This is a genomic window from Acaryochloris sp. IP29b_bin.148 (assembly GCF_028285565.1).
GTDB lineage: Bacteria > Cyanobacteriota > Cyanobacteriia > Thermosynechococcales > Thermosynechococcaceae > Acaryochloris.
On the sequence record NZ_JANQOY010000135.1, the window covers coordinates 1 to 25,795 of the forward strand.

At 49.4% G+C, this 25,795-nt stretch carries 26 protein-coding genes and 1 tRNA gene; 10 read left to right on the forward strand and 17 right to left on the reverse strand.

The annotated features are described in order from the left end of the window. The 9 genes from Q0986_RS12480 to Q0986_RS12520 all read right to left on the reverse strand — a co-directional run. On the reverse strand, positions 1–195 hold a 195-nt coding region (locus tag Q0986_RS12480; protein ID WP_299410652.1), incomplete at its 3' end, for an ATP-binding cassette domain-containing protein. A gap of 23 nt (positions 196–218) precedes the next feature. Then, entirely contained in the window at positions 219–932 is a 714-nt protein-coding gene (locus Q0986_RS12485; protein ID WP_299410655.1) for a DUF4336 domain-containing protein, read from the reverse strand. A 19-nt stretch (positions 933–951) separates the two neighbouring features. Continuing rightward, entirely contained in the window at positions 952–2,139 is a 1,188-nt protein-coding gene (gene devC, locus Q0986_RS12490) for an ABC transporter permease DevC (protein ID WP_299410657.1), read from the reverse strand. A 43-nt stretch (positions 2,140–2,182) separates the two neighbouring features. After that, positions 2,183–3,478: an HlyD family efflux transporter periplasmic adaptor subunit gene (locus tag Q0986_RS12495; RefSeq protein WP_299410659.1), complete on the reverse strand. Its 1,296-nt coding sequence runs from the start codon at positions 3,476–3,478 to the stop codon at positions 2,183–2,185. After that, positions 3,453–4,040: a TetR/AcrR family transcriptional regulator gene (locus Q0986_RS12500; protein WP_299410662.1), complete on the reverse strand. Its 588-nt coding sequence runs from the start codon at positions 4,038–4,040 to the stop codon at positions 3,453–3,455. Before Q0986_RS12500 ends, Q0986_RS12495 begins: the two co-directional genes overlap by 26 nt. A gap of 321 nt (positions 4,041–4,361) precedes the next feature. Next, positions 4,362–4,910: an ATP/GTP-binding protein gene (locus Q0986_RS12505; protein WP_299410664.1), complete on the reverse strand. Its 549-nt coding sequence runs from the start codon at positions 4,908–4,910 to the stop codon at positions 4,362–4,364. A gap of 109 nt (positions 4,911–5,019) precedes the next feature. Continuing rightward, positions 5,020–5,490 carry a hydrocarbon-binding protein gene (locus Q0986_RS12510; RefSeq protein ID WP_299410666.1) on the reverse strand — a complete coding sequence of 157 codons (471 nt, stop codon included), beginning with the start codon at positions 5,488–5,490 and terminating at the stop codon, positions 5,020–5,022. A 36-nt stretch (positions 5,491–5,526) separates the two neighbouring features. Then, positions 5,527–5,916, reverse strand: a complete 390-nt coding sequence (locus Q0986_RS12515; RefSeq protein WP_299410669.1) for a roadblock/LC7 domain-containing protein — start codon at positions 5,914–5,916, stop codon at positions 5,527–5,529. A gap of 498 nt (positions 5,917–6,414) precedes the next feature. Beyond that, positions 6,415–7,308, reverse strand: coding sequence for a DUF4388 domain-containing protein (locus Q0986_RS12520; protein ID WP_299410671.1), 894 nt, complete (start codon positions 7,306–7,308; stop codon positions 6,415–6,417). Positions 7,309–8,159: 851 nt separating this feature from the next. Here Q0986_RS12520 and Q0986_RS12525 point away from each other — a divergent pair. The 3 genes from Q0986_RS12525 to Q0986_RS12535 all read left to right on the forward strand — a co-directional run bounded on the left by Q0986_RS12525 (position 8,160) and on the right by Q0986_RS12535 (position 12,207). Next, a tRNA-Arg gene (locus tag Q0986_RS12525) sits at positions 8,160–8,233 on the forward strand. Positions 8,234–8,552: 319 nt separating this feature from the next. Then, complete coding sequence (locus Q0986_RS12530) at positions 8,553–11,084, forward strand: ATP-binding protein (RefSeq protein WP_299410674.1); 2,532 nt, start codon at positions 8,553–8,555, stop codon at positions 11,082–11,084. Between the two features lie 25 nt (positions 11,085–11,109). After that, the gene (locus Q0986_RS12535; protein WP_299410677.1) at positions 11,110–12,207 is read left to right on the forward strand and encodes a diguanylate cyclase; all 1,098 of its coding nucleotides are present in this window, start codon (positions 11,110–11,112) and stop codon (positions 12,205–12,207) included. Here the strand turns inward: Q0986_RS12535 and Q0986_RS12540 are convergent. The 6 genes from Q0986_RS12540 to Q0986_RS12565 form a co-directional block, all read right to left on the reverse strand. Further along, the gene (locus Q0986_RS12540; RefSeq protein WP_299410679.1) at positions 12,181–13,071 is read right to left on the reverse strand and encodes an STM4011 family radical SAM protein; all 891 of its coding nucleotides are present in this window, start codon (positions 13,069–13,071) and stop codon (positions 12,181–12,183) included. The two genes, Q0986_RS12535 and Q0986_RS12540, sit on opposite strands and share 27 nt — an antisense overlap. Beyond that, a complete protein-coding gene (locus tag Q0986_RS12545; protein WP_299410681.1) occupies positions 13,062–14,381 on the reverse strand; it encodes an STM4012 family radical SAM protein in 1,320 nt (439 codons plus the stop codon). Before Q0986_RS12545 ends, Q0986_RS12540 begins: the two co-directional genes overlap by 10 nt. Next, a complete protein-coding gene (locus Q0986_RS12550) occupies positions 14,378–15,187 on the reverse strand; it encodes an STM4013/SEN3800 family hydrolase (RefSeq protein ID WP_299410683.1) in 810 nt (269 codons plus the stop codon). The genes Q0986_RS12545 and Q0986_RS12550 overlap by 4 nt, the downstream gene beginning before the upstream one ends. Positions 15,188–15,215: 28 nt before the next feature. Then, positions 15,216–16,394, reverse strand: a complete 1,179-nt coding sequence (locus Q0986_RS12555; RefSeq protein WP_299410684.1) for an STM4014 family protein — start codon at positions 16,392–16,394, stop codon at positions 15,216–15,218. A 2-nt stretch (positions 16,395–16,396) separates the two neighbouring features. Continuing rightward, positions 16,397–17,335: an STM4015 family protein gene (locus tag Q0986_RS12560; protein ID WP_299410686.1), complete on the reverse strand. Its 939-nt coding sequence runs from the start codon at positions 17,333–17,335 to the stop codon at positions 16,397–16,399. 173 nt (positions 17,336–17,508) lie between these two features. Continuing rightward, the gene (locus tag Q0986_RS12565) at positions 17,509–17,796 is read right to left on the reverse strand and encodes a hypothetical protein (protein ID WP_299410688.1); all 288 of its coding nucleotides are present in this window, start codon (positions 17,794–17,796) and stop codon (positions 17,509–17,511) included. An 86-nt stretch (positions 17,797–17,882) separates the two neighbouring features. Here Q0986_RS12565 and Q0986_RS12570 point away from each other — a divergent pair, with 86 nt between their 5' ends. Further along, positions 17,883–18,353, forward strand: a complete 471-nt coding sequence (locus Q0986_RS12570) for a cupin domain-containing protein (RefSeq protein ID WP_299410691.1) — start codon at positions 17,883–17,885, stop codon at positions 18,351–18,353. Between the two features lie 46 nt (positions 18,354–18,399). On the opposite strand, the gene Q0986_RS12575 is transcribed toward Q0986_RS12570, so the two are convergent. Next, positions 18,400–18,918, reverse strand: a complete 519-nt coding sequence (locus tag Q0986_RS12575; protein WP_299410693.1) for an adenylate kinase — start codon at positions 18,916–18,918, stop codon at positions 18,400–18,402. A 295-nt stretch (positions 18,919–19,213) separates the two neighbouring features. Between Q0986_RS12575 and Q0986_RS12580 the strand changes: the two genes are divergently transcribed. The 3 genes from Q0986_RS12580 (at position 19,214) to Q0986_RS12590 (ending at position 20,851) form a co-directional block, all read left to right on the forward strand. Further along, on the forward strand, positions 19,214–19,666 hold the full coding sequence (locus tag Q0986_RS12580; RefSeq protein ID WP_299410695.1) for a GNAT family N-acetyltransferase: 453 nt from the start codon (positions 19,214–19,216) through the stop codon (positions 19,664–19,666). Between the two features lie 202 nt (positions 19,667–19,868). After that, the gene (locus tag Q0986_RS12585; RefSeq protein WP_299410698.1) at positions 19,869–20,252 is read left to right on the forward strand and encodes a DUF423 domain-containing protein; all 384 of its coding nucleotides are present in this window, start codon (positions 19,869–19,871) and stop codon (positions 20,250–20,252) included. Positions 20,253–20,266: 14 nt separating this feature from the next. Further along, positions 20,267–20,851, forward strand: a complete 585-nt coding sequence (locus Q0986_RS12590; RefSeq protein ID WP_299410700.1) for an NUDIX domain-containing protein — start codon at positions 20,267–20,269, stop codon at positions 20,849–20,851. Positions 20,852–20,873: 22 nt separating this feature from the next. On the opposite strand, the gene Q0986_RS12595 is transcribed toward Q0986_RS12590, so the two are convergent. Further along, entirely contained in the window at positions 20,874–21,086 is a 213-nt protein-coding gene (locus Q0986_RS12595) for a DUF3134 family protein (protein ID WP_299410703.1), read from the reverse strand. A 108-nt stretch (positions 21,087–21,194) separates the two neighbouring features. Between Q0986_RS12595 and modA the strand changes: the two genes are divergently transcribed. From modA to ppk2, 3 genes are all read left to right on the forward strand, one after another. Continuing rightward, positions 21,195–22,040 carry a molybdate ABC transporter substrate-binding protein gene (gene modA, locus Q0986_RS12600; RefSeq protein WP_299410705.1) on the forward strand — a complete coding sequence of 282 codons (846 nt, stop codon included), beginning with the start codon at positions 21,195–21,197 and terminating at the stop codon, positions 22,038–22,040. A 10-nt stretch (positions 22,041–22,050) separates the two neighbouring features. Continuing rightward, positions 22,051–23,883: a molybdate ABC transporter permease subunit gene (gene modB / locus Q0986_RS12605; RefSeq protein ID WP_299410707.1), complete on the forward strand. Its 1,833-nt coding sequence runs from the start codon at positions 22,051–22,053 to the stop codon at positions 23,881–23,883. A gap of 641 nt (positions 23,884–24,524) precedes the next feature. Further along, a complete protein-coding gene (gene ppk2, locus Q0986_RS12610) occupies positions 24,525–25,484 on the forward strand; it encodes a polyphosphate kinase 2 (protein ID WP_299410724.1) in 960 nt (319 codons plus the stop codon). Positions 25,485–25,795 lie beyond the last annotated feature (311 nt).

Below are 25,795 nucleotides of genomic sequence, written 5' to 3' on the forward strand. Positions count from 1 at the left end.
GAGACTGCCGCTTTGGGCTGCCCTTAAGCCTCCCAGTAATGTGAGTAATGTTGTCTTCCCTGATCCAGAAGGACCCGTGAGAATCACAATTTCACCCGCCTCAATCTCCAAATTGATATCGAATAAGACCTGCTTCTGGAGCTGGCCTTCGCCAAAGGAATGGTTAAGTTGGTGGGCAATAATAACGTTAGACATGGGAATTACTCCAGAACAAAAGGCTATAAGGTTTCGCCCAGCAACCACTCAAAGCCCGCAGTAAATTGGGCTTTACCATCGGTTTCGACGATGCTGCCATGGGCCATAATGACCCGATCAAAATCCCAGGCCAACACCTGACGAACGGAGGCTTTCACCTGAGCCTTGTCACGGCTGCCCAATTTTTCGAAATAGGACGGCTTCAAGACCTTGTAAGAGCCCATAAGCCGTGCTGCTAACTGGGTACCCCAGGGAAACGTCTCGTCAAAATGAAATGAACTATCCGTAAGAATCAAACTACGACTGGGTCGATGCCAAAAGACCGTTTCATGGGCAAAACAAATACCTCGGGGTAAAAGGGCGCCAAACCCTTCCAACGGCAGGTACTCCATGTCAGGACCAAAGTTGCCAGCCTGATTTAACAAACCGTCTAGTTTCAGATCAGGACGCTTTTCTGCTAATCCCTCTACCCCCCAGGCCTTGGCCTCTGGGTAGAGGGATTGAGCTGGGCCAAAAAATAGGTGATGGAATAGGTTTGGGGCAATCAGATGACTAACAAGCCCCAAAGCATCGAGGGTGGCGCAATCACTGGCTTGGAGTTGAATGGGAGAAATGAGAAGCAGCTCGCCGCTGTTCAGGCGGACAATCACCATACGAATGCCAACTTCCAAACCTAGATAGCTAAAGGGTTGGGTGGCATTCCATAGATTTTCGGCAACAGGAATAAGGTTTATCATCAGGTTGAATCGTAAAGGACTAAAAGATATCGGCTGGATCCGCAGCCCTTAGCTTACGCATGGCAATGGCCCCCGACATCGAACACATCAGAATAGTCATAATCAAAACGGTGGTTGCCCGTTGCGCGGTCATGGAAATGGGCAGCATGGTGGCCGCAAAGGCGAGTTGATATAGTCCTAAGGCTAATCCCACACTGGGTAAATATCCGAGAACAGCCAGAAGGAGGGCTTCTTGGATGAGCATCCCCAACAGATAGTTATCCGTGTAGCCCATGGCTTTCAAGGTGGCATATTCGGGCAAATGCTCAGACACATCAGCATAGAGAATCTGATAGACAATCACGATGCCAACAATAAAGCCCACCCCCACCCCAAGGCCAAAAATAAAGCCAATTCCAGTGCCGTTGGCCCAGTAGTCCCGTTCAATCTGGGCAAAGTCTTCGGTGGTGCCGACTAAAACATCGTTGGGTAGCAGAGCCTCTAGATCGGCCTGGACCTGTGCCAGGTTGGCCCCCGACTGTAGCTGAATCAGCCCTACTTCAATCTGCTCTGGACTCCGGTTCGGAAACAGCTGCAGAAAGGTGGAGTCACTGGCAATCACATTGCCATCGGCAGCAAAGGACGCCCCGTTGGTGAACACCCCGTCCACCTGAATCAGTTTGTTATTCAGTTCGGCGGCGAAATGCCCCTTTTGCTCAAAGGCAGTCGTGGTAAATCCATATTCTGGTCGTCCGGCCTGGTCAAATAAGACGCGATGCAGGGGCTGAATTTTATCCTGATTGTTTGTGACGTCCGGGAACTTAAAGGACGGCTCAGCCGGGTCAATGCCCCAGACTAAAATGGCTCGCTCTCGTTTGGTCTCAGGATTCTTCCACTGTCCGGTGGCAATATAAACCCCATTCACGGACTTGACTTGGGGATGGGCCAGGGTCTGATACAGCCGGGCACGGGAAAAGGCCTTGACGGAGAACAGAGTCTGCATCTGGGGATTGGTTAAGACTAGATCGGCCTGCAAATTGCGATGGGGCTGGACGGCGGCATCGAATAAAGCCCCTTCAAAACCCATCTGGATAAAAATCAGCATATCGGCGAAGGCAATACCTGCGATCGCAACCAGTAACCGCGTCCGCTCTCGCGTCACCTGGTGCCAAGCCAAAGGGGTTCTCTTCAGAAACTTGGGCCGTTTTCGCTTAATCCAACTGTTCATGGCCACTTTCCAAAATCAAACGTTCGTTATAAAAAATGCCAAATCAAGAGTCATCGGCAATTTGGATCACCGTCTGCACCTGCAAATTGCTCAGATTGGCAACCTGTTGGCTGTCCTTTGGCTCAAGGGCAATCTTGACCTCAACCACGCGACGATCCAGATTTTCGCCAGGATCGCCACTAAAGACCTGCTGACGACTAATTTGACGGCCTAGCTCCATCACTTTGCCGCGCAGTTCACCAGGAAACCCTTGGCCTCGGATCGTGGCGGCCTGTCCCACTTGAACTCGGTGAATATCACTTTGGTAAACTTCTGCCACCACCAACATCTGCTCTGTTTGCCCCAAAGCGACAATGCCGTCACTGCTCATCTGCTCACCAGGTCGGGTGTAGATCTTGAGAATCTGCCCATCACTCGGGGCTTTGATGGTGGCTCGATCCAGATTTTTCTGAGCTTTGGTGTGGGCAACCCGAGCCGATTCCACCTCTGCTTGAGCCATTTGGATATCCACGGAACGGACTTCTGCCACTTCTGCCAGTCGAGATTGGGCCGTTGCCACCTGAGCTTGCCCGGTACTTTCCAGCCGACCCAACTCAGCCTGGGCTTCTCGGAGACGGCGCTGGGCAATGCCGTCGGTGCGAGAGCGTTCTGCAGTGGCCTGCTTCAAGGCTTGGCGGGTGGTATCTACACTCAACTGCTTACTATCGAACAAGGATGCAGAAACGGCTCCTGCTTGGTAGAGAGATTGATAACGGGCCAGTTCTGTTTGGGCTGTGCGCAGTTCTGCTTGTAGTCGTTGAACGGCTGCGGTTTGGGCACTGCGATCGCCCTCGTATTGGGCTTCCAGTCGGGCAATGGTTTGCCGTTGAATTCGCAATTGCCCCGTTAACTCAGCAGACTCTTGGGAGACCGTTGACCGTTGGGCATTGATGGCTCCCGGTTTAGCGCCTGCTCTTACCTGGGCTAGCTTGACCTGGGCGACACGGAGCTGGGCTTGAGCTTGGGCCACCTCATCTAGCAAGCGATCGCGGGAATCCAATACGGCGATCGGATCACCTGCCTGGACGGTATCTCCCAGTTTGACCTTGAGTGTGGCGAGGCGATCGCCGTCCAGGGTCAAGGGGGCGGCGACTTTGACAATCTCACCCGTGGGTTCAAGTCGGCCTAAAGCGGCAATATTCGGTAAGGTTTTGGGTTGTACGGCACTGGAATCTGCGGAGGTTTGCCAGCCGCTTTGGGCCAGTCCGACAACGACAATACCGCCACTAGCTGCGATGGCAGCCATCAATGCACCGACTAACCAGGGCTTGGGTTTAAGTTTGAGGGGACAACTGTTCATGGCTAAGGACCATTTGAATCATAAGTTGGCTTTGGTGATGGAACCAGTCTGTATCTTCAATGTCTCGGTTATAGACACATTGAATAATCAGACCGTCAATAAAAATCATTAGGAAGTCGGCTAACTCCGTATTCGGGAGCTGTAAGTAATCCACTGCTGCATCACGAGTCCCATTCCAGATCTGGCGGAGGAACTGTAGTTCCTCGTCACTACTGGCTCGAGTGTGTTGATAGAAGTCGACCCATAGCAACATCTGCTGCTGATAGAACTGAAGGCTTTTCAACACGAACGCCATCACGGCCTGTAGACGAGCTTCCAAGGTTTCTGCCTCAGGAGCTTGGGCAAAGAACCGGGAGATATCTTCTTCACACAGCTCCTGAACAAGCTGCATAAAAATATCTTCTTTGCTCTGGAAATAGTGATATAGCGTACCAGTCGAAACACCCAGCCCTTCGGCAATCTGCCGCATGGTGATGGAGCCATATCCCTTCTGGGCGAAGAGTTCCACACATCCATTCAGCAACTCTTTTCGATACTGCTTGCGATCGACAACCTTAGGCATGGGCAGGAATGCTTGTGATTGAGGGGTTATTTATTTTATAACATATGTTCGTTATAAAATAAATAACCCCTTTGACGCTGTATGCAAGGGATTGTCTAGAGTATGGTAGCCAGACTTATTGCCTGAACTAGAAAGTAGAGCTTAGACGGTGTGCCAGGCATGATTGATAGGCTAAAAGTTTCTAGCTTACCTATCCAATTCAGTATGGCCGAGCATTAGCCCTTCAATTGCTATATCGGCCTTAAGCTATTACCACATCCCAAACCATAAAAAACGATAGGTCTCTTCAATTCACACATGCCGAAAAAGCGTGTAACTCAATTATGCAGCCATTGTTGCCTGAAGTTGTCCTAGCAATGCCAGAAGCGTTTCGGCTACTGATGGCCGCTCATTGGCATTCAAGACAATATAGGAAGCGGTAGCTTGATAGTCCTCTAACCCCATCTGAATGTCTTCAAGGTCCCACGCATCGGGATGATCAGCATGGGTAATGCCAACCACAAAGGGAACATTAGTGCGCTGTTGCATAAACGTTCGAATGTTGCGAGCCTCGCGAATACTACCCGGTAGGTGTGCAGGAACCAACAACACATAACCATGGGCACCCTGTATCAGGAGATCCCACATAAAGTCAAAGCGCTGTTGCCCCGGTGTACCGTAAATCTGCACCCACATCTCATCCCCTAATGTTATCCGGCCAAAATCCATAGCTACGGTAGTACCCGATTTCATTTGAGCCGTTTCATCAGTCGGTTTACGATCCGTATCTATTACCTCAATTTCACTAATAGTGCGGATAAATGTTGTCTTGCCTGCACCCACTGGACCCGTCACAACAATTTTGAGAATATTCCGAGTTGATTCCCTCACTGAAGCAGTGCTCCTCCTTACAAAAAATGGATATGCTAAAACATTGGGCAAGAAGAGCCTCTCTCCCCTTACCCAATATCTGCACTAGCCACGATCTAGTCTAAAATTGCTAGCCTAGTGGTGTGTATTCAAAGACATCGTGGGTCCCACCGCGAAGTACGGATTCAATATGCTTGCCTCGGAAACGCTGGCCCGTGATAGCCTCTAGAGCACCCTGCATTGCACCCAGCGTAAAGGTGCATTGGCGATCTGATCCTTGGGGTTCACCAGCAGAGCAAACGGTTTCCTGGGTGTAGGCTCTGTAGTTATCGCCGACTTTTTCCAGTTTGTCGAGCACAAACAAGCGAGTGCCATCTTTGCCTAAAGCAAAGGAAACTTTGCTGGTTAATTCTTCCATCGATAGTTCTTTGCCCACTAAATCCAAGTCTGCCGCAAGATTCTTGCCACGAGTTCGGCCGGCAGAAGTGAGGGCAATTGCAGTTGCTTTGACCCCTAAAGCCTCTTCCATTCCTGTGATTACAGCCTTAAAGCAAACAATACTGCTGAAATCGCCCAATTCGGGACGTAATGTTGCTGACATTTCTAACTCCATTTGATTTTCTAAATGATCTAAAGACTAAGAAGCACCGAAGGTTGCAGGATTCAAGGCTGCGCTAATCCGCTGAGTCATTTGCTTAATTTCCATAAACAACAGGCCTTGCTTAGCATCTTCACTGGCTAAGGTCAGCAACATAGCGTCTTCGCCACAGCTGGTTAAAACACCATAACCAGTTTTACCTTGGACAAAAATACGGTCGATCTCACCTCGAGCTAACTCTGTGCCAATCCGCTCACCCAGAGATAACATTGCTGCAGACATTGCAGCCGTTTTTTCCTCATCCATATTGCCAGGTAGAACCGAGGCCAAAGGTAGTCCATCAGGTGTTACTACAGCAGCACCTTGCACTGAAGCACTACCTGCCACAAAATTTTGCAATGCACCTTGCAAAGAAGATAAATTTGCCATGTTAAGGCTCCTAATATGACATGTATTGAATCACATAGATACTGAAGCTCAGTCAATGAATAAAAAAGCATAAAATGCAATGTTTACTAACCAAAGCTTCTAGTGCGATATTGCAACTAAAATTAGAATAAACAACCCTCAAAGAAAGATTGCATAGAAAACTTAGATTGAGTTAATTGCTCCAATAATTAAGTTTTAAAATCGCACTATACTAGTATTCCCTAGAATCAAACAAATTAACCATTTAATTAATTTTTTGTATCTGATTTATAACTGGCTTTAATAATCAACTATCAATACCTCAAAAAGCCAGAGAAAATGCAATATTTTATACAAATAACAGATTATTCTTCTTTAAGAAGAGCTCTAAAAATACCTCATCGATCTTCCATCAGTCCTAATATTTTTGCCGAAGAAAAGCTTGTATATTAATCTCTCACCCCCCAAGGGTTCAATAAAGTCTCTAATAACTCACTCGCTTTTCCAGAGATGCGCTCACTAGCTTACTGATTTCAAGAGCGTTGCTAAACGGCTGAGTAGCGTGGGGTTAACCTCAGAGGCAGGTGGCGGTGGGGAAGCCTCTCTGTTTTGGGGAGTAGTGGTGGAAGATGCAGAGCTTGATTGTGCCACCGCTACGCTGGGGGGCGAAAGAGGCTTCTTGTTTGGCGCAGGGATAGAGGAAGTAGAGGCGACAGGTGTTGCCACGATCTCTTCCAGTAATCCCACAGCAACTAAACGACGACAAGCTTTGCGTACCTCTAGCAAATCAGCTTGTATTATTTTGGCGAGCTCATGTAGCTTGTGTTGTGGGGACGCTTTTTCTAACAGCCCCCACTCTAATGGAGAGAGCTTGAGTAACGGTAGCTCATCGGAGGTAGGTGCAAAGATACAATCGGGTTGGGGTAAGGTATTTTCATCCTGAAATATTGTTTCAAGATATCGCAAACCTGCGATTGCTACTTCCCTTCCGCCTTTACTCAAGCCCGTCATTTCTTCATAAGGCATTGGAGCATTGGTGGCAAATCTGAACTGCCCCGATTGCAGCTGAAAAAGCTTATACACTCCAACTTTAATTTGTTGACGAAAAGCAAGGGCCAGAATTGAGTTATCAATCAGCTCCCGTTTTTTGAGAGATTTACCGATGGGTTCTCTGGGATCTTTTAATGCTTTTATGCATGAAATACATTCAGGGCTGAGGTTCCCCATAGACAGAAGCATTGATTTTAAGTGATATCGATCATCTGGCGCCAAGGTTGCTATAACTCGTCCTTGATAGAACCAAATACGATGAACGCCAGATGGGCTCCAAACCGAAAGTCGCCCCGTCTTACTAGAGCGTTCAAACATTTGCAAAAGTTCGGGCAAGGAAAATTCTGATAGATTGCCAAACATAGCCGAAAGTCCACTTGAGTAAAACAGTCTAAATCGCTATCACTTCATTTAGAACTGAGGCAAACAGCCCTAATCACACTGGTCAATTCCCATGTTCAAACATGGTACATACAAGAGGAAATAACTCGTCAATCTAGTTGATTGAGTTGTGGAAAGTGAATGTCATTTGACGTCGCCTCTTTGATACAGATAGCACCATGTAAAAAAGAGAGAGCACTGCCTGAATCTGCGAGCTAATTTTCGCTTAGGATTTCGATTCCGTTAAGAACTAAAATACATCTGGATAATGGTAAGTTCAGTATACAATACATTACTTTTTAACAACAAAAAAATTTTTAGGTTAGATGACTCAACCGTTGATGCCCTCTAGAGGTCACGCAAAAACAGACTTATCTATTATCTTTAGTTAAAAGAAAAACAACATTCGTAAATATACTGAATTAAATCTTAAAATACCGCAACAAAAAGTTAGTAACAGCTTGGCTTGTGTGGTCTAGGTGATGATGACCAAACTGAGCCTTGCAGCTATCGCAGGCATGGCTTTCCAGGCACTTTTCATTAGAGCTGACCATGCCCCGTTCACCAAAACGATGGTCCTCTGACTTCATAACTTCTTCCAACGAATAGCATTAGTACATCGTTAGGCAAAGGATAAGCTCGTTGCTTTAGTGGTCCAAATGTCTTTAGCTATTCATAACCGTAGGGGAATTACCAAAGCCATAAACGCCCCCAGTACCTAACAGCATTGTTCCAAGCATTGATAACTCTATATGTTCGTCCTAAAAATAACTTGTTATTATCCTGTGACCTTATGATCGGAGTTAATACCCTGTTAGGATGTCTCTTATGCTGGGGCTGTGGCTCAGTTGGATAGAGCAAGCGCCTCCTAAGCGCTAGGTCGGCGGTTCGAGTCCGCCCAGTCCCGTTGGACCCACTAATCACAAGCATTGTTGACAAGGGGCTATTACCAATCGCTGTGGGCATTACTTCACCTGTGCCCAGGATGATTCACATCACTGTGTGGTTTGAGCAGAATAGTGTATTGCGATCAAACGCGGCGGGAATTGAACATAACCCATATGACAGCGTTAGATGTCATTGATGCTAGTGCAGATTAATCCCTTTGCTTGGGAAAGCTGAAACTGAAAGAGAAATTTCCAAGCATAACAATATCTATAAAAATCAACAGTGCATAAATTGGCCTCCATGAGAGGCGTACGCACCTGTATTCCTTGTCAAATTCTATGAATAGTCTGTGGAAAGCTTTAAACAATTTGCTATCACCTGAGCAATATATACCGCATGGACATTGCTATCTATGGCAAACTCCTTTGGTCGGGTTACATGTGGTGAGTGATTTACTGATCGCTATTGCTTATTTTTCTATTCCTTTGATGCTAGTCTACTTCGTTTCCAAACGGAGCGATGTTCCTTTTCAAAATATATTTTTGCTGTTTGGGGCCTTTATTGTTCTGTGTGGTACGGGACATTTATTGGAAATTTGGACTTTGTGGCACCCCGCCTATTGGTTATCTGGGACTGAGCAAGCCCTGACGGCGCTCGTCTCCTGTGTTACAGCGACCGAGATGGCCACTCAATTGCCAAAATTTTTATCGCTAAAAACACCGGAACAATTGGAAGCCATCAACAAGGTGTTGCAACAAGAGATTCGGGAACGACAACGCGCAGAAGTTGAACTCCGAACCTTGAATGACAGTTTAGAAATATTGGTTCAAGAACGGACCGCCAAATTACAAAAATCTGCTGAGCGAGAGCAGGCATTTTCAGGGATTATTCAGCGAATGCGGCAAACTTTGGATATCCAAACCATTTTTGCTGATACGACTGAGGAATTAAGACAGTTTATGGGTTGTGATCGCACCTTAGTGTATCAATTTAAATCCGATTGGAGTGGCACCTTAGTGGCTGAATCCGTAAGCCCCAATAGCCCTTCGATCATGGCACTCAAGGCGACAAGACCGGGAGCACAAACAGCCGATATTTCCCCAACAGCGGGCATTAAACAAATCCTCACTCAGACCTATCAGTATGAATTTGCCTTGGGAGATACGGGTCAAGCGATGAGTTGCAACGTCATTCCTGATGTCAAAGAATTTGGTTTTGATCCTTATACCCTGAAAGTTTTAGAACGATTAAAGATCAAATCATACCTGGTGCTTCCCATTGTCGATGGCACTCATCTGTGGGGGTTACTCATGGCCACCATAGATGTTGCCCCTTACGATTGGGATCCATCAGCCATTCAAATTATGACGCAAGTGGGGACGCAGTTAGGGGTAGCCGTTCAGCAGGCGGAATTATTAGTTCACTCTCAAAAGCAGGCAGAGGCACTGAAAGCAGCAAAAGAGGAGGCTGAAAGAGCAAACCGGGCCAAAAGCGATTTTTTAAGTCACATGAGTCACGAACTGCGCACGCCACTCAACGCCATTTTGGGTTATGCCCAATTGATGCAGCGGTCTGAACATTTAGCAAAGCAAGAGGCCCAGTACGTGCATACGATTAATCGCAGTGGCAACCACCTGTTAGCGCTGATCAATGATGTCCTGGAAATGTCCAAAATTGAGGCTGGACAACTCCATCTCAAGGCCATGAGTTTTGATCTCTACAATCTCCTCACCGAACTGGAAGACCTGTTTAGTCTCAAAGCCGCCCATAAGCAGCTTCAGCTCTCGTTTCATGGTCAAGCCCATGTTCCTCGCTATATCAAGGCGGATCAAAGCAAGTTACGGCAAGTTTTAATTAACCTCCTAGGTAATGCCATTAAATTTACCCAGCAAGGGCAGATTGATTTATATGTTTCTGTGGACTCACAAATCCTATCCTTTGCCATCAGAGATACAGGGCCGGGAATTGACTCAGAGAGTTTGGATCAACTCTTCCATGCCTTTGAGCAGGGAAATGTGGGTCGGCAATCGAGAGAAGGAACTGGATTAGGACTCAGTATTAGCGAGCAATTTGTCAGGCTCATGGGAGGTGACCTCACCGTTCAGACACAAGAGGGGCAAGGATCGACCTTTACGTTCAATATTCCCTTAGTCGTTGCCACTGAAGTGATGATGGGCAATGACGCTACGACTACCCTGCAGCCAGTTAGTTTAGCACCCGATCAACCTCAGTTTCGTATTTTAGTAGTCGACGATGAGCAAACGAATCGACAACCGCTCGTTGAGTTTTTGAACATGATGGGCTTTTCAGTGCAAGAAGCGGCGAATGGCCAAGCGGCGATCTCACTCTGGCAAGATTGGCAGCCCCATTTGATTTGGATGGATATGCAGATGCCTGAAATGGATGGTTATCAAGCCACTCAGCAGATTAAGGCAGCAGTACAGGGTAAAAACACGATTGTGATTGCTCTTACTGCCAGTGTATTTGAAGAGAACAAGCAAAAAGTCCTGGACGCAGGATGTGATGACTTCGTGCGTAAACCCTTTCAGCAAAATGAAGTCCTGCAAAAAATGGCAGCGCATTTAGGCGTGCAATATCTGACAACCTCAGATCATCAGTCCTTAAATGCCCATCAACAGATTTATTCATCTCAGCGAGACAGTCTGAATCCAGATAGCTTACGGGGAATGTCTCCAGAATGGCTGGAGGAATTTGGCCAACGGGCAAAGCAAGGAAATGATCTACGGCTGCTGCAACTCATTGAGCAAATTCCACCCGAATACCAGGCGACAGCCAGTGAGTTAACTCACTTAATTGAAAATTATCAATTTGAACAACTGGTCCAACTGATTGAATTCCCTGCCCACTAAATCCCACGAAATAAGAGGTATCCAAATGATTTCTACCCCCAATGACGTAAACAGAGATAGTTTAGACACAGATATAACTGAATATCATGCGAATATCAAAACAGAAATTGCTAGTCCTGCAACATCTGTACTACCGAGTGACATTCTGATCGTAGACGATACGTTAGAGAATTTACGGCTGCTCTCTAATATGCTGGCCATTCAGGGGTATAGCATTCGCAAAGCGACAGGGGGTGAAATGGCCCTCAATTCTGTGGATTCGCTTCTGCCTGATTTAATCTTGCTAGACATTCTGATGCCTGACTTAAATGGCTATGAGGTCTGTATTCAACTTAAGAAAAATCCCCAAACAGCTAATATCCCAATTATTTTCCTCAGTGCCCTAGATGACCCATTGGATAAGGTCAAAGCCTTCGAAGTCGGCGGTGTAGACTATTTAACTAAACCGTTCCAATTAGAAGAGGTTTTAGCTAGAGTTCATAACCAACTGTCCTTAAAGGATGCTCAAGAAAAAGTCTTGGCCTTAAATGCTCAACTGCAACAGTGGGTGCTTGATCAAAATCGGCAGCTCCATCAGGCCAACAGTCAATTGCTAGAAACTAGTAATACCGACTATCTAACGACCCTTCCTAACCGCATCTCGTTTCTCACAAGACTGGAGCAATCCCTCTTTCTAGCCAAGATGGATGAATCTTACCAATTTGCTGTGCTGTATTTGGACTGCGATCGCTTTAGATCTATCAACCAAACCTTTGGTTACTCCGTTGGAGATAAGCTGTTGAAACAGATAGCGATGGGGTTAACAGAAGTGATTCAGCCCGACGATATGTTAGCCCGTATTGGTGGAGACGAGTTTGCCATTCTTCTCAACACGCTAACCGATGAGAGCAGTGTCAATCAGTTAGCAGAAAAGGTTTTCGCACTCTTAGAGCAACCTTTTCAAATCCAGGGTAACGAAATAACCATCGCCGCTAGTATTGGTATTGACTATGGAAGCGCTAAGTATGCTATCGCAGATAATATTCTGAAAAATGCTGAAATAGCGATGTACAGTGCTAAAGACAAAGGTGAGGGTCACTACACCATCTATAATCCCTTAATTCAAGGTGGTGGATGCAAATAAGCGGCCAGATGCTTCGGGAATCCGTTCTAAGAGACCAGTGCCAAACATTTGATCTAACCCTAACTCAGGCATATGGACATAACCAATATGACAACGGCAGGTGGCATTTGTGCAGGGCCGCGCATATAGGGCTTGCTCTAAGTCTGGTTGATAGAGATTGCCTATCTGCTCTGGGATAAAATGGCAGCGTCGCAGATTACCTTCACCATCGACAGAGAGAACGGACTCACCAGCACGGCAAGGATGTCCAAGACTGGGATAGACCTGATTGTTAATCCCAAAGAGGGGATCGATGGCCGTAAACTGGGCAATGTCTTCAGAAGTATAGTAATCCGCTTGGCGCTTGTAGGCATTGACCCAGACATAAATCGAGTCTGGCAGGGCTTGACGAAGAGCTTGGGCTTCTGCTCGATGGGCTTTGAGGCCGACAATGCCGACGCTAAAACGGATCTGTCCTTCAATCAATCTTCGACATTGCTGGAGAAAATGCTGCCGTTTTACTTCCACGGGATGATAGGTTGTCCACAGGCCAAGTTTAGGTTTATGGCAAGCTTCAACCCACCCTAAAGCACAGGACAGATTAGTTTGAATGGCCACTTTTTCCACCTGCGGGCAGTGAGTGAGCCGTGCGATCTCACTCTGATACCAGGGATGAATCAGGGCCTCCCCCCACGGTGTAAACAAGACCCGGATCCGATCGCCTGCTGGCCGCTGAAGAATCCAGTCCACAAAGCGCTTCAGGGCTTGGCGATCCTGATTGAGTTCGGTTGCCGTTTGCGATCGCTTGGCAAAGGGGCAGTACTCACAGCCATAATTACAGCTGACCAGTGGTCCCCGATAAAGCAACGTCAAATCTAGGCCCATGTGTAGGTCTCCATCCGATCCTGAACTTTCTGGGAATAGAGCCACGGCCCAATCGTATCCGATTGCTCCAGTCCAGCTGGGTTAAGGCAAAGATGGGTGGCGGTCTGCTCCCCTAATCCTAAATCCAATAGCTCTGCTAATTCGGGTAAATCGGTGAATACAGGACGATGGAAGCGATGCTGATATCGCTGTAGATCGAGTCCTGACGACTGCAAGAGGGACTGAATGACATAGCGACGGCGCTGATCGTTGGCATCCAGCTCAAACCCATACTCAGCGAATGGGAAGGCGGCGTCTGGACTGTCCATATAGGTATTGATGATGTTAGCAATCTGAGCCTTGCTCACCGCATATTCGCTGGCGTAGTGGAGCGACTGGGTATAGGACCGTGCCCCACATCCCAAGCCCACCATGCCGTCTTCTTGGCAGCAATAGACTGGACCTGTCCGATCCGTAGCGACAGGGGTGCGAAACATCCGCATGGACACTTGCTGGTACCCTTGAGCCACTAGCCAATCCCGAGCATAGCGGTAGTAGGAACGGCGCTGATCCTGCCAGCTTTTAGCGGAGCGTCCCAGACCCGTCAGAGGGCGAACGTAGAGCGGGTATAGATACAGCTCTTCCGGGTGAAATTGTAAGGCCGTTTCCAGAGAATACCGCCAAGTGTCGAGGGTTTGTCCGGGTAGTCCATAAATCAAATCAATATTGAGGATAGGGAAATCCCCATCGCGAATCTGGGCCAGGGCCTGTTGCGCTAATTCTGTGGGTTGGGGGCGTCCAGCTGCCGCTGTCTCGGCTGCGACAAAGCTCTGGATGCCGATACTGATCCGGTCGACATGATGCGATCGCAAACAGGCCAACTTGTCTGGCGTTAAGGTTCCAGGCGACACTTCCACTGAGATCGGCGTACTGGCCAGATCAACTCCCATCGTGTTTGAGAGCAGATCAAACAGTGAGGATAACTGGTCGGGATGGAGAAGGGAGGGCGTTCCCCCACCTAGGGCTAAGCGCGCAAACTGGACGTCTCCTAGGCAGGACTTAATCACGTTTGCCTGACGAGCCAGAGTCTGCAAATAAGCTGCAATCACGTCTGACTGGGCGTGATGCTGGGTAAACAGATTACAAAAGCCACAGCGCATTTCACAAAAGGGAATATGCACATACAGAAATAGAGCCTGGCGATTTTCCTGAGCCCATAGCTCCTCCAGAGCATAACGTCGACTCAAAGGCCGATACGCCGTTTTATGCGGGTAGGAGTAGGCATAGGTTTGATAGGGAGCTGCCGACAGCATTGCTTGCAAAGAACTCATGGCTGACGCTCCGGCAGCACAAACTCAGCATAGGGAACCGTCCAGACCACAGGATGACTGACCCGGTGGCCCACATACCCCGCCTCACCATAGGCCGTCCCATGATCCGAACAGAGAATGCAGAGGGTAGAGGCCCGCTGCTGTAAGGCTGCAAATAAGGGAGGCAGTTGGCGATCAACGTAGGCTAAGGACGCTGCATGGGAGGCCCAAGAGTCGGAAGTGGCACCGGGCAGATACATATAGTTGGGTTGGTGTAAAGCTGAGATATTCACAAATAAAAAGACCCGCTGCTCAGTAGGTATCCTTTGTAAACAGGTGACGGCAAGCTCGATCTGATGAGCCGTTGACTGGGGATCGGTTACGCCTAGAGCAGGAGTCCAATAGCGATCCATAAATAAACTGGGCAACGCCTGCCCCAAGGGGCTGAGCTGATTAAAGAACCCTACCCCGCCAATGCAGAGGGTTCGATAGCCCACCTGGGCCAGCCCGGTCACGATATCAGGGGCATCAAAGACGTAGGTGGTGGCATGGGTGGTTTCACTGCCAGGAAATTGGGCGGCAAATAAGCGGGGGTGCTGTCCTGGCGTAATCGGCGTGGGCAAAAAGCCCGCAAAAAAAGCCTGGTGGGCCGCATAGGTAAAGGTGGCTGGAGAATGGCGTTCTTCCCAGATGCCATCGGGCAGAAGAGAAGCTAGGAAAGGGGTCCGTCCGTCGGTGATGCAAGTTTGGGCCACATCAAAGCGGAGGGTATCTAGCGTCATCAGCAGAATATCGTGGCTCCCCACTAGCTGGCACATATTGATCATTGGGGTTTCCTGTCACCCGCCACCCAGATCATAAAGCATTGACCGGAAGCAGCTGCTGCAGCACCGTTTTAATTTCAGTGGTATAGGTATCCAACCCCCGCCAGGTCACCTGAGGTAATAAATCGCCAAAGGCATTCGCCTCCAAAACTTTGATCCGCCGATGATCCGAGAGCACAGCCACATCAACCCCAAGATGCAAACTGTGAGGAAAGAGTTGGGCAACCTGCTCACAATACGCTAGGACTTGATCCCAGACTGCCGTTCCCACCCGAGCGATAAGCTGTTCGGGGGAACTGCGTTGGTTGAGTAAATGCAGATTGGTCATCGGGCTATGACTCAGACGAACCACGGCCTGGCGGGCTTTGCCGCCAATCACCACAACCCGCAGATCACAGCTTTGCTGATTAAGGCCCATTTTAGGCACCCAGGCTTCCACCTGCACCCGTTCTCGACAGAGCTGATCCACAATTGCCGCAATGGTGGACAGATCTTGGTACTGCTGAATTTTGCGAGAATTATATAGCTGTAGGGTTGGCCCTGTAGAGACGACTTCCACCGTTGTCCAGGCTTTAATTTTGGGGCCTTGCAGCGCCAATGCCATCACCCCAGAGGCAGAGGAACCGTGGGCTAACTTAATAAAAACTCGCCGACAGCCTGTGGCTTGCAGCCGATTGATCAGGGCATCAAAACAGGTGATGCTCCCCAAGGGCTGGGGGATGGGGATCTGTTGTTGTTGAAACAGCGCTTGGCAGAGAATTTTATCAAATAAGAGGGGGATTTCTGCAGGCGAAGCCATCCATCGGCTCACCCCTATCTGGGTGATTTGGGTCTGCAGCTGAGCCAGAACTTGGCAAAACCCTAAATACCACTGCCGAGGATAGAGAATACGACCCGGTTGTTCCGGCAAGGCGAGGGCTGATTCGGCATCAATCCAGGGAGAGGCTTCAGCGGCAGCGGCGGTCACTCCCTGGGCAAGGATCAGTTTCTCTACGGTGAAATTCCGCCCAGGCGATTCAATGCGCAGAATGGTCTGGGGGGTAAGCACGTGTTCTAAGCGGTGTGGCTGGGTCAACCAGTCCTGATAGGCAATCACCGTTGCTGGGGCCAGCCCTAACTGTCTTAAGGCCGTCTGAAAATATTGAATCCGGGGACGCTCTGGATTCCCCAGCACCACAAAGTGAGGGGAATGGTCTGCACATCCACCCACGGCTATTCAGAAACAGCGATATATCGCCAAGTCTCACCATCATATTCGTCAGCTTCCTGGCGATCTGCCACATTAACGGTCAGGGGTAGGGCTTGGAGACGGGCCATCATTGCCTCTGACAGATAATGATGATGAAGATCGAGCCTGTCGAGGGTGGGGAGATCAGGGCTAGCCAGTAAGGCTTCGGCCCCACGGTCTGTAAGAGTGCCCAGGGATAAATCTAGGGTGCTGAGTTGATTCAAAACGGGGGCAGTGGCGAGTGCGATCGCAATTTCGTCTGCTATTTGACTATCCCTTAGCCCCAGATAGCGTAGCTGGGGAAAGCGTTCCCCAGCCAAAAGGATGGATAAATCCTCAACGGTCGTATCGCCTCCATAGTTATCTTCCCCCAACCATAATTCCAGGTGTTCCAGATTGGGAAGTTGGGCGGCACTAATATCTCGGACAACGGCAGCACTTAATCCCCCACTCTCAATCACTAGGGTTTGTAGATGTTCATGGGTGGGAATACCCAGCCGCAATCCTTCTCCACCGCGCACACCCAGATAGCGTAGCTGGGGATAGGCTAAAAAGAGGGGAGAAATATCCGTTTGCTGAATCCAAGAAATTTCGCATTCCTCACCCACAATATCCCCGAGAAACAGTGCTTGGAGGTGGGGGAGTTGATCCTGGGCTGCGACCAAGGCTTCTACGATCGGCCTTGAATCCACTTCAAAGCCTTCCCAGTCCCAGAGGCCAATCACGAGGTTCGTGACCTCACTGACGTGGGGCTCTTCAAAGAAAGCGGCCATTCGATCAAAAATTTTGATCTCAGAATCGTAATCGAGATCAGCGACGGTCAGCCGATACGCCGTATCAGCGGGATTCACTAAGCCTTCGTCAGGATTGTAGTTTTTGACGGGTTGCCCCATCAGCTCAGTTAAATGGTCTGCAATTGTCATAGCCTTTTTTCAATTGTATTGGCGATCAGAGAGGGGGCAATCTCTTGTTCTAAACTCGATACTCAGCATCATTCAGAGACGATTCGATGCTGATATGGATAGAGGGCGAATGCGAAAGCAGGTTTGCCTAAAGGCTTAAGGCCTCGCAGCCCCATTGCTAGGTCGCGGCATCATTACTCGGGTCGCAGGGTAAAAGACTCTCCGGCTTTCTGATTAAGACAATCGGCAAAGCTAGGGCCATCTAGGTCTCCCGAGCGCCGACGACTGCCCAGATCATAGTTAGCATTAAAACACTCATCAAAATACTGTTTCACGGATGCCGCACATTGACTATCGTCAGCACAGGCCACCAGTAGCTTGCTTTTGACATCGCTGGCGGTTTGAGATTTGTTATAAAACTTGTAACCCACAACAATCCCTACAGCTAGCGCAATACCACTCACTGCCTTGACCCATTTCATGCGTTCCAACCCTCGTCACTACATCCCGAACAGATAGAATCTTTGACCTGTCAGAATCATCATAACAACCGACTGGGAGGCTTACCATGCGACTTGACATCACCCGCATTCCCCACCAAACTCACTCCAATTACCCCACCGATTTTCAACCACAAGTGGCAGGCCGAAGCAAACAAAGATTGGGGGATGCAGCTGGGCTCGAAAACTTTGGGGTCAACTTAGTTCGGTTAGCCCCTGGTAGCTGCTCGGCGCTGCGCCATTGGCATAGCCGCCAAGATGAGTTTATCTATGTACTGGAAGGTGAACTTGTGTTGGCAACCAATGCTGGCCAGGACTTTCTAACCGCCGGGATGGCCGCTGGTTTTCCGGCTGGTGAAGCCGATGGTCACCATTTGTGCAATGCCTCTGATGCTGATGCCGTCTATCTAGAAATAGGCGATCGCACACCGGATGATCGGGTGGACTATCCAGATGATGACCTAGTGGCTCAATGGGTTGAGGGACACTGGCAATTTACCCACAAAGACGGTACGCCTTACACCACCTCGCAAGACTAATGGTTTGTCCCCCAAAACGGACAAAGCAATCTGTACAACACTGCTTTCAAGTGCTTGTCAGAGCAGCTAAAAATTGTGAGATATCAACCACCGATCTGAGGTGATACACCCTTTGGGTTTTGCTCGCTTGGTGGACAAACTTTCGATATCGTGGCGTCAAGTATCGATGGCATAACCACAAGTTCCGATAGCTATTCAGACTACTTTTGAGGATGGGGCTCTGATCGGGCCAACCTGGGGGCGGGTTAACAAACCCTGTGAACATCCGCTTGGTCACCCAAGCAAAATGGATAGATAACGGCAAATCCACATAGATCAACGTGTCTGCAGCCTTTAGTCGCGGCCATAGCGTCTCCATGCAACCAAACCCATCGATCACCCATGCCTCTTGCAGCAGGATCTGAGCATGGATGTGTTGGTAGGTGGATGGTGGGACTGCTTCTCCACCCGTTTTATATTGGATTTTGTCCAGAACGTACAGTGGCAAACCTGTGGCTGCTGCCAGTTGGGCGCTGAGGGTGGACTTCCCCCCACCCGCATTACCAAAGACGGCGACTTTTTTCATGGCTGACCTCCTGAGTTGCCCCAAAGCAGGCCATTAAAAAACCGCCTTGAGGCGGGATTCTAACTTCTTGGTACAAACGATAGCGACTCTAAACCCACCACTAACTAAGGAATGGGGATAATAATCAGTCCGTTATGGCAAGGGCTGGGAGTCATCAGTGCTGTTACAAAACAAAGGTATAGAGACTCCTTCACAGGCTAACATGAAGTCCTTGAAGCTGGCCATGACCTCATTTCTAAGTTTTTTAAGACCCACGCTACCATTGGGTTGAGTCCAAAATAGGGGGCAAGCGGTCGTGGCTATTGTCGTTCGTATTCTCCAACCGGATGAGGCTAGCGTCCTTGACTGTGTGGCCCTGGATGTCTTCGATTACCCGATTAACCCGAGATGGAGTGCTGCGTTTCTAGCCGATCCCCAACATCATCTTGTGGTTGCTCTAGATGGACAGATGGTGGTCGGCATGGCCTCAGCTGTCACATATCTGCATCCCGATAAGCCTATTCAACTGTGGATCAACGAAGTGGGCGTGGCCCCCAGCCACCAACGAAGAGGGATTGGGCAGCGGTTATTGCAGACATTGTTTGATGTAGGGCGAGATCTAGGCTGCCAGGAAGCATGGGTAGGGACGGAGTATGATAATACTCCCGCTCGGCGACTGTATGAAGCGGTTGCAGGAAAAGCCGAGGACTTTGTGATGTATTCCTTCAATCTAGCACCTAGCCATGGTGATGATCAGCGGCTGAATTGAGGATAGGGCCAGTGCCCACACCTATCCACACCAGACTGCAGCAACCGCGATTCGTTCTGTGCCCTCCTCTGTTCAGAACTGCAGGCATGAGGGGGGCATGCTCCTATTTCTGCCCATCAGCTTGCATTCATTCAAATCGGCCCAGTGCTTGCGGTAAGTTGAATCAAGAAGAGTGACACGCTAACCCATTCAGGATAAACCGATGGCTCGATTATTTATGTTCTTAGGTGCACTATTTGGAGGGCTGTCTGTGGCAGCAGGTGCCTTTGCCTCCCATGCGCTCAAAGCCCAGCTGAGTGAGCGTTCTCAACAAACCTTTGAGACGGGCACCCGCTATCAGATGTATCATGCCCTGGCCCTTATGATGGTGGCACTGCTATGGAGCCGGACAGAGGGGAGTAGCTTGCTAACGGCTGCAGGGGTTGCCTTTATCGTCGGTATTGTTTTATTTTCGGGCAGTCTATATGGCTTAAGCCTCTCTGATATTAAAGGGTTCGGACCGATTACACCCCTGGGTGGCGTCGCCTTTCTCGTGGGATGGGGATGTCTTGCGATCGCAGCCTTAAAATCAACGCCCATCCATTAATGTAGGAACCGTCAATGTCCTTAGAACGCGCTAATCCGTCCGATCTGGGTTCTGAAGTACCCCATTATTGTGAACCGGAACGCACCTATCAGGTGGATCGTGACGACCGATTACCCTTAGAGGTTTTCAGCCAAGCGCTGGATCATTTGGTCATTACCTGTGTGGACCTGGTCTTTACCTATCAGCAGCAGGTGTTGCTCGCGAAACGCTGCACCTATCCCCAAAAATCCTGGTGGGTGATTGGCGGACGGATGATTGCGGGAGAGTCTCCCTTGCAAGCCGCACAGCGAAAAGCCGAGCAAGAAGCAGGACTTGCGATCGCAGCCGATCGATTTCAATATCGGGGGATCTATTCCACCTGCTTTGCCCATCGGCAACAGTCCCCTCGGGATCGGGGATTACATAGCTTGAACATCCACTACCAGGTGGTGCTCAGTGCCAGCGAACAAGCACAGATCGTCTTAGAGCGTAAGGAGTATGACGAGTGGCGATGGTGTACCCATGCTGAAGTCCTCACCCTTATTGACGCTGACACTGTCATGAATCAGGCATTGCTCAAGCTGGTGACAACAGCTCACCAGCACTCACCCGAGCCATAAACTGCGGGAGGTGAAGTGAAACCTAAGCAGCCACTGGCGTGTAGCTGTCATCGCTATTGCCTGAGTACTCGGCTAAAAGTTCTTCATCATTATCAGACCAATCGAAATCAGAGTCATCGTGCTGCAAAAAGCGGCCATTGTCCTCTAACCAGTCATACAGGGATGTATTTTTGCGGGGGGCAACAATGGTGCTGACTTGGAAACGATTTTCTTCGGTCAAAGAGGGATTATGCATGTGTGCGTACCTGAGTAGAACGGGGTTGTATACAATGTGCCCCATCTAAAACCCTTATTCCTCGGTATTTATAACGATTTCGATTAGAGAAAAATAGGAATGTTCTCCTTGAATTTACACACATCTCCCAAGGAGCAGTTTAGAGTAGGCACATCCCCCAATCGCAGTGATATGGCAAGTCTCTCTATTTTGAAGCTGATTGCTTGCTTGAATTTGGTCTTGATTTTAGGAGGATGTCAAACCTCTTCGCAACCTCGTCGTCTGACGATCTCGGCTGCCTCCAGTCTCCAAGATGTCTTAGAACGCCTCGAACCCCAATTTGAAGCCCGCTATCCCCAGATCGATCTCAGCTTTAACTTTGCGGCATCCGGCGTTTTGCAACGACAAATCGAGCGGGGTGCCCCCGTTGACCTCTTCTTCTCTGCCGCCACCCAACCGATGGAACGGTTGACTCAGGACGGTTGGGTTGTCCCCCACTCTCGCAGAGATCTGATCACCAATCGTCTGGTGCTGATTGTGCCTCAACACTCGCGGCGGTTTTTGGACTCCTTTGAGCAACTACCGTCTGCCCATATTCGCAAAATTATGGTGGGGGAATTTTCGACGGTGCCAGCCGGGCAATATGCACAAGAAGTCTTATCCCGCTCTCATCTACTGGCCAAGGTCCAACCGAAGCTTATTTTCGCAAGCAATGTTCGTGGGGTACTTGCCGCTGTCGCCAGTGCGAATGTGGATGCAGGAATCGTCTATCAAACGGATGCGCAACAGTCCTCTCAGGTGAAGCAAGTGGCAACGGCTTCTGTCCTGAGCCATTCCCCCATCGTTTATCCCATTGCCATTGTCACCACGAGCGCTCAACCTCAAGCGGCTCAATCCTTAATCAATTTTCTATCCACACCCACAGCGCAGCAGACCTTCACCCAGTTTGGATTTGGCAGGGTGATCAAGGAGTGAGGGCAAGCCTGTGGATCTGACACCGCTATGGACATCTTTGAAGATTGCGGCGATCTCAACCAGTATCACCTTTGTGTTAGGGGTAGCAACGGCCTACACCATGCATCGCTATCAAGGCAAAGGCAAGGCTTTGATCGAGGGCCTGCTGCTCGCGCCCTTGGTCTTGCCGCCGACGGTGCTGGGGTTTCTGCTGCTGTTTCTCTTAGGAGCCAATGGTCCCCTCGGTCAACTGCTGACCCCTCTGGGACTGAATCCAGTGTTTACCTGGTATGCTGCCGTGATTACGGCAACGGTGGTGTCCTTCCCTCTCCTATACAAAACGGCGCTCGGTGCCTTTCAGCAACTCGATCCGGATATTCAAGCAGCGGCCCGCACCTTGGGGGCCTCGGAATGGACTCTCTTTCGGCGAATTGTCTTGCCCTTAGCGGGTCCGGGACTGGTTGCAGGCACCAGCCTTGCCTTTGCCCGGGCCTTAGGAGAATTTGGCGCCACCCTAATGTTGGCTGGGAATATCCCCGGACAGACTCAAACGCTGCCGATGGCCATTTATTTTGCGGTTGAAGGGGGCGCGTTTACGGATGCGCTCTTTTGGTGTGGGGTGACCTTAGTCCTCACCTTAGGGAGCCTGATGGGGATTAATCTTTGGCTGGCGCGTGGTTGTGTCTGTAGTTCTAGACCCAAACGATCTCGCCGCCAGCCAGGTCGTAAATCGAGGCAACAGCGCTTATCTCATCCTCCAGGAGCAGAGCGAGGACTGTCGGTGGATCTCCAAAAACAGGTGGCGGGCTTTCAGCTTAAGATCGCCTTTCACACCCACGACACAACGCTGGGGATATTGGGAGCTTCTGGGGCTGGGAAAAGTATGATTCTCCGCTGCATTGCTGGGATTGAAACCCCAGATGCGGGCAGGATTGTCCTCAATGGCCGCGTCCTGTTTGATTCAGACCAGGGGATTAATGTACCGAGCTGCGATCGCAACATTGGCTTCCTATTTCAGGACTATGCCTTATTTCCTCACCTCAGTGCAGAAGAGAATATCGCCTTTGCGCTCTCCTCTGGGCAATCGCTTGTAGCCTCCACCGCCTCTTCCCATTTAGCTGCCCTGCACCTCTCGGATTGGGCACATCACTATCCTCACGAGCTATCGGGGGGACAACAGCAACGGGTGGCGCTGGCTCGGGCACTGGCCAGCCAGCCCCAACTGCTCCTCTTAGATGAGCCCTTTTCGGCCTTGGACACTCACCTGCGCAACCAAATTGAAAAATTTATGGTTACCCGCCTCTCCACCTATGAGGGGATGACCCTATGGGTCACTCATAATTTAGAAGAAGCCTATCGCCTCTGTGATCCACTGATGGTGGTTGAGCGAGGACAGCGGTCAACCCTACGGTCCAAACACCAAATCTTGGCACAACCTGAAACGGTTAGTATTGCCCAACTCACCGGCTGTAAGAACTTTTCGCGGATCCAGCGGCAAGGCCCCGGACAAGTCCTCGCCCTTGACTGGAACTGTCGCCTCCACATTGTGGAACCCCTTGGATCTCACCCCACCCAAGTGGGCATTCGAGCCCATCAAATCCGGTTCTTCGACCTAGAGCCTCCAGGGGAACGACCGATCAATACCTTCCCCGGGTGGTTAGTGATGACGCGGGAAACACCTCACCGCATGACCCTCTACCTGAAGCTCCAGGAACCACCCACCCATGCCGACGATTATCAACTTCAGGCCGAGGTTTTCAAAGATAAATGGCGTCAACTTAAAGAGCATCCCTTCCCGTGGTCTATTACCCTCGATCCAATCCGGATTATGCTGCTGCGTGAATCCGCTGAATCCCACTCCTGATAACCTGGCCTGATCTGTGATCAAGATCACCAATTTAGGTGATACTTATCACACTATCTCCCAGTCATTGCAGCCATATTAGAGAAGACTTAGTGCTATCTGAGTCGTCATTGGGGAACACACATACGTCCGACAGGTTGGTTCAGCTTGTCGGTGTTTTTTTGGGAAAAAACATCCGGATAAAAAAGCATCCGTATAAATACGGAACTTTCTGACACCGCTCTAGCCTCATTTCTAAAAACTGGCCTTTCTTTGTTCTTAAGGGTAAATTCACCCGATTAATCTCAGTAATTTCGCGGTAGGACCTCAGTTTTGACTCGCTATACAGTAATACCACTGTGTGTTCACCACCGGTCCTAGGTCAGTAGTTGTCCTGGCAACTCCTAACCTAGAACTGAATACAAATCCCTAAATGGCCCCATGATTAACAGCGGGGCCATTTTCTTTGGATTCCTACCGTTTATTCTCTCATGACAGGGAGAAGATCGGTATTGCAGCTCTCTCAAGGACCGTACGCTACCTATCACAGAGAACTTTTGGGGCTGCGCAGGTCTGAACGCCGCAGCTTGGCAAAATCGATATTGTCCTCCCTTGACTAATATGGATGTACGATGTTGCGCTCTGAAGTGAGACTTTGAGTGATGAAACGCAATGGCAAGCAACAGGCTTCTCCTAAAATCACTGAAACCCCTCCCGTGAAAGCTAAGACAAAACAGAAGGCTCAATCTAAGAAAAGGAAGAAGCCCAATAAGCAAAAAAAGGGGAGCCAAAACTCTTCAGAACGCAGAGTATTTCACTATATTTCAGAGGCAGAGGGTAGCTCCAAACTCCCCAAGAAAATCTATGAGAAAGAACTGGCGCGTCTCCAGCTCGAACTCGTGAAGATGCAGTACTGGGTTAAACATACGGGCACGCGCATTGTGATTCTGTTTGAAGGCCGGGATGCAGCGGGTAAAGGCGGTACGATCAAACGGATTGTCGAGCCTCTTAATCCACGGGGATGCCGAATTGTGGCCTTGGGAACCCCAAGCGATCGCGAGAAGACCGAATGGTACTTTCAGCGCTATGTTGCCCACCTGCCTGCCGCTGGGGAAATGGTTTGTTTTGACCGCAGTTGGTATAACCGGGCTGGCGTCGAACATGTAATGGGATTCTGTACGGCAGAGCAGTATCAGGAATTTATGCAGACCTGCCCCGAATTTGAACGGATGTTGGTCCGATCAGGCATGATTTTGCTCAAGTATTGGTTCTCCGTTAGTGATGAGGAACAAGAGCGGCGTTTTCAGTCCCGAACAACAGATCCCGCTCGCCGCTGGAAGTTAAGCCCAATGGATCTAGAGTCCCGCGATCGCTGGGTTGAGTACTCCCAAGCCAAAGACCATATGTTTGCCCACACCAATATTCCGGAAGCCCCCTGGTTTACGGTAGAAGCAGACGATAAGAAGCGAGCCCGCCTCAACTGTATCAGTCATATCTTAAGCAAAATTCCCTACGAAGATATGACACCAGAACCTATGAAACTTCCACCACGGAAACAGGCCCCTGCGAAGTATGTGCGCCCACCCCTGAATGAACAATTTTTTGTCCCCCAACGGTATTAATAGCCACCAGAGAACGACAACCTTGTAGCCCTCGACTATTTGAGATGTACTGCAATCAATTTGGCTTGCGTCCAGAAACTAAATACATCGTTGCTCCACCCCCTTCATGGAACTGCTCATCAAGAAGCGTTTGTTTGACTAACTGATTTCTGTGCAAAATCTGCATCCAATGCGATTCAAACGCTTGTTCAGTACCACCACCAGCCAAATAAAATCCCTGTTTTTTTAACCTTCATCACTACCCAATCAATGGGCCTGAGAACAGTCTGAATACTCTCTCAGAAAGGCGATGTACTCCTTGTGAGTATGCC

What these genes read in the sequence shown, in the direction of transcription:
- Q0986_RS12485 (WP_299410655.1), bottom strand. Translation starts at nt 932, where the DNA reads ATGATAAACCTTATTCCTGTTGCCGAAAATCTATGGAATGCCACCCAA.
- devC (WP_299410657.1), bottom strand. Translation starts at nt 2,139, where the DNA reads ATGAACAGTTGGATTAAGCGAAAACGGCCCAAGTTTCTGAAGAGAACC.
- Q0986_RS12495 (WP_299410659.1), bottom strand. Translation starts at nt 3,478, where the DNA reads ATGAACAGTTGTCCCCTCAAACTTAAACCCAAGCCCTGGTTAGTCGGT.
- Q0986_RS12500 (WP_299410662.1), bottom strand. Translation starts at nt 4,040, where the DNA reads ATGCCTAAGGTTGTCGATCGCAAGCAGTATCGAAAAGAGTTGCTGAAT.
- Q0986_RS12510 (WP_299410666.1), bottom strand. Translation starts at nt 5,490, where the DNA reads ATGTCAGCAACATTACGTCCCGAATTGGGCGATTTCAGCAGTATTGTT.
- Q0986_RS12515 (WP_299410669.1), bottom strand. Translation starts at nt 5,916, where the DNA reads ATGGCAAATTTATCTTCTTTGCAAGGTGCATTGCAAAATTTTGTGGCA.
- Q0986_RS12520 (WP_299410671.1), bottom strand. Translation starts at nt 7,308, where the DNA reads ATGTTTGGCAATCTATCAGAATTTTCCTTGCCCGAACTTTTGCAAATG.
- Q0986_RS12530 (WP_299410674.1), top strand. Translation starts at nt 8,553, where the DNA reads ATGAATAGTCTGTGGAAAGCTTTAAACAATTTGCTATCACCTGAGCAA.
- Q0986_RS12535 (WP_299410677.1), top strand. Translation starts at nt 11,110, where the DNA reads ATGATTTCTACCCCCAATGACGTAAACAGAGATAGTTTAGACACAGAT.
- Q0986_RS12540 (WP_299410679.1), bottom strand. Translation starts at nt 13,071, where the DNA reads ATGGGCCTAGATTTGACGTTGCTTTATCGGGGACCACTGGTCAGCTGT.
- Q0986_RS12545 (WP_299410681.1), bottom strand. Translation starts at nt 14,381, where the DNA reads ATGAGTTCTTTGCAAGCAATGCTGTCGGCAGCTCCCTATCAAACCTAT.
- Q0986_RS12550 (WP_299410683.1), bottom strand. Translation starts at nt 15,187, where the DNA reads ATGATCAATATGTGCCAGCTAGTGGGGAGCCACGATATTCTGCTGATG.
- Q0986_RS12560 (WP_299410686.1), bottom strand. Translation starts at nt 17,335, where the DNA reads ATGACAATTGCAGACCATTTAACTGAGCTGATGGGGCAACCCGTCAAA.
- Q0986_RS12565 (WP_299410688.1), bottom strand. Translation starts at nt 17,796, where the DNA reads ATGAAATGGGTCAAGGCAGTGAGTGGTATTGCGCTAGCTGTAGGGATT.
- Q0986_RS12570 (WP_299410691.1), top strand. Translation starts at nt 17,883, where the DNA reads ATGCGACTTGACATCACCCGCATTCCCCACCAAACTCACTCCAATTAC.
- Q0986_RS12575 (WP_299410693.1), bottom strand. Translation starts at nt 18,918, where the DNA reads ATGAAAAAAGTCGCCGTCTTTGGTAATGCGGGTGGGGGGAAGTCCACC.
- Q0986_RS12585 (WP_299410698.1), top strand. Translation starts at nt 19,869, where the DNA reads ATGGCTCGATTATTTATGTTCTTAGGTGCACTATTTGGAGGGCTGTCT.
- Q0986_RS12590 (WP_299410700.1), top strand. Translation starts at nt 20,267, where the DNA reads ATGTCCTTAGAACGCGCTAATCCGTCCGATCTGGGTTCTGAAGTACCC.
- Q0986_RS12595 (WP_299410703.1), bottom strand. Translation starts at nt 21,086, where the DNA reads ATGCATAATCCCTCTTTGACCGAAGAAAATCGTTTCCAAGTCAGCACC.
- ppk2 (WP_299410724.1), top strand. Translation starts at nt 24,525, where the DNA reads ATGAAACGCAATGGCAAGCAACAGGCTTCTCCTAAAATCACTGAAACC.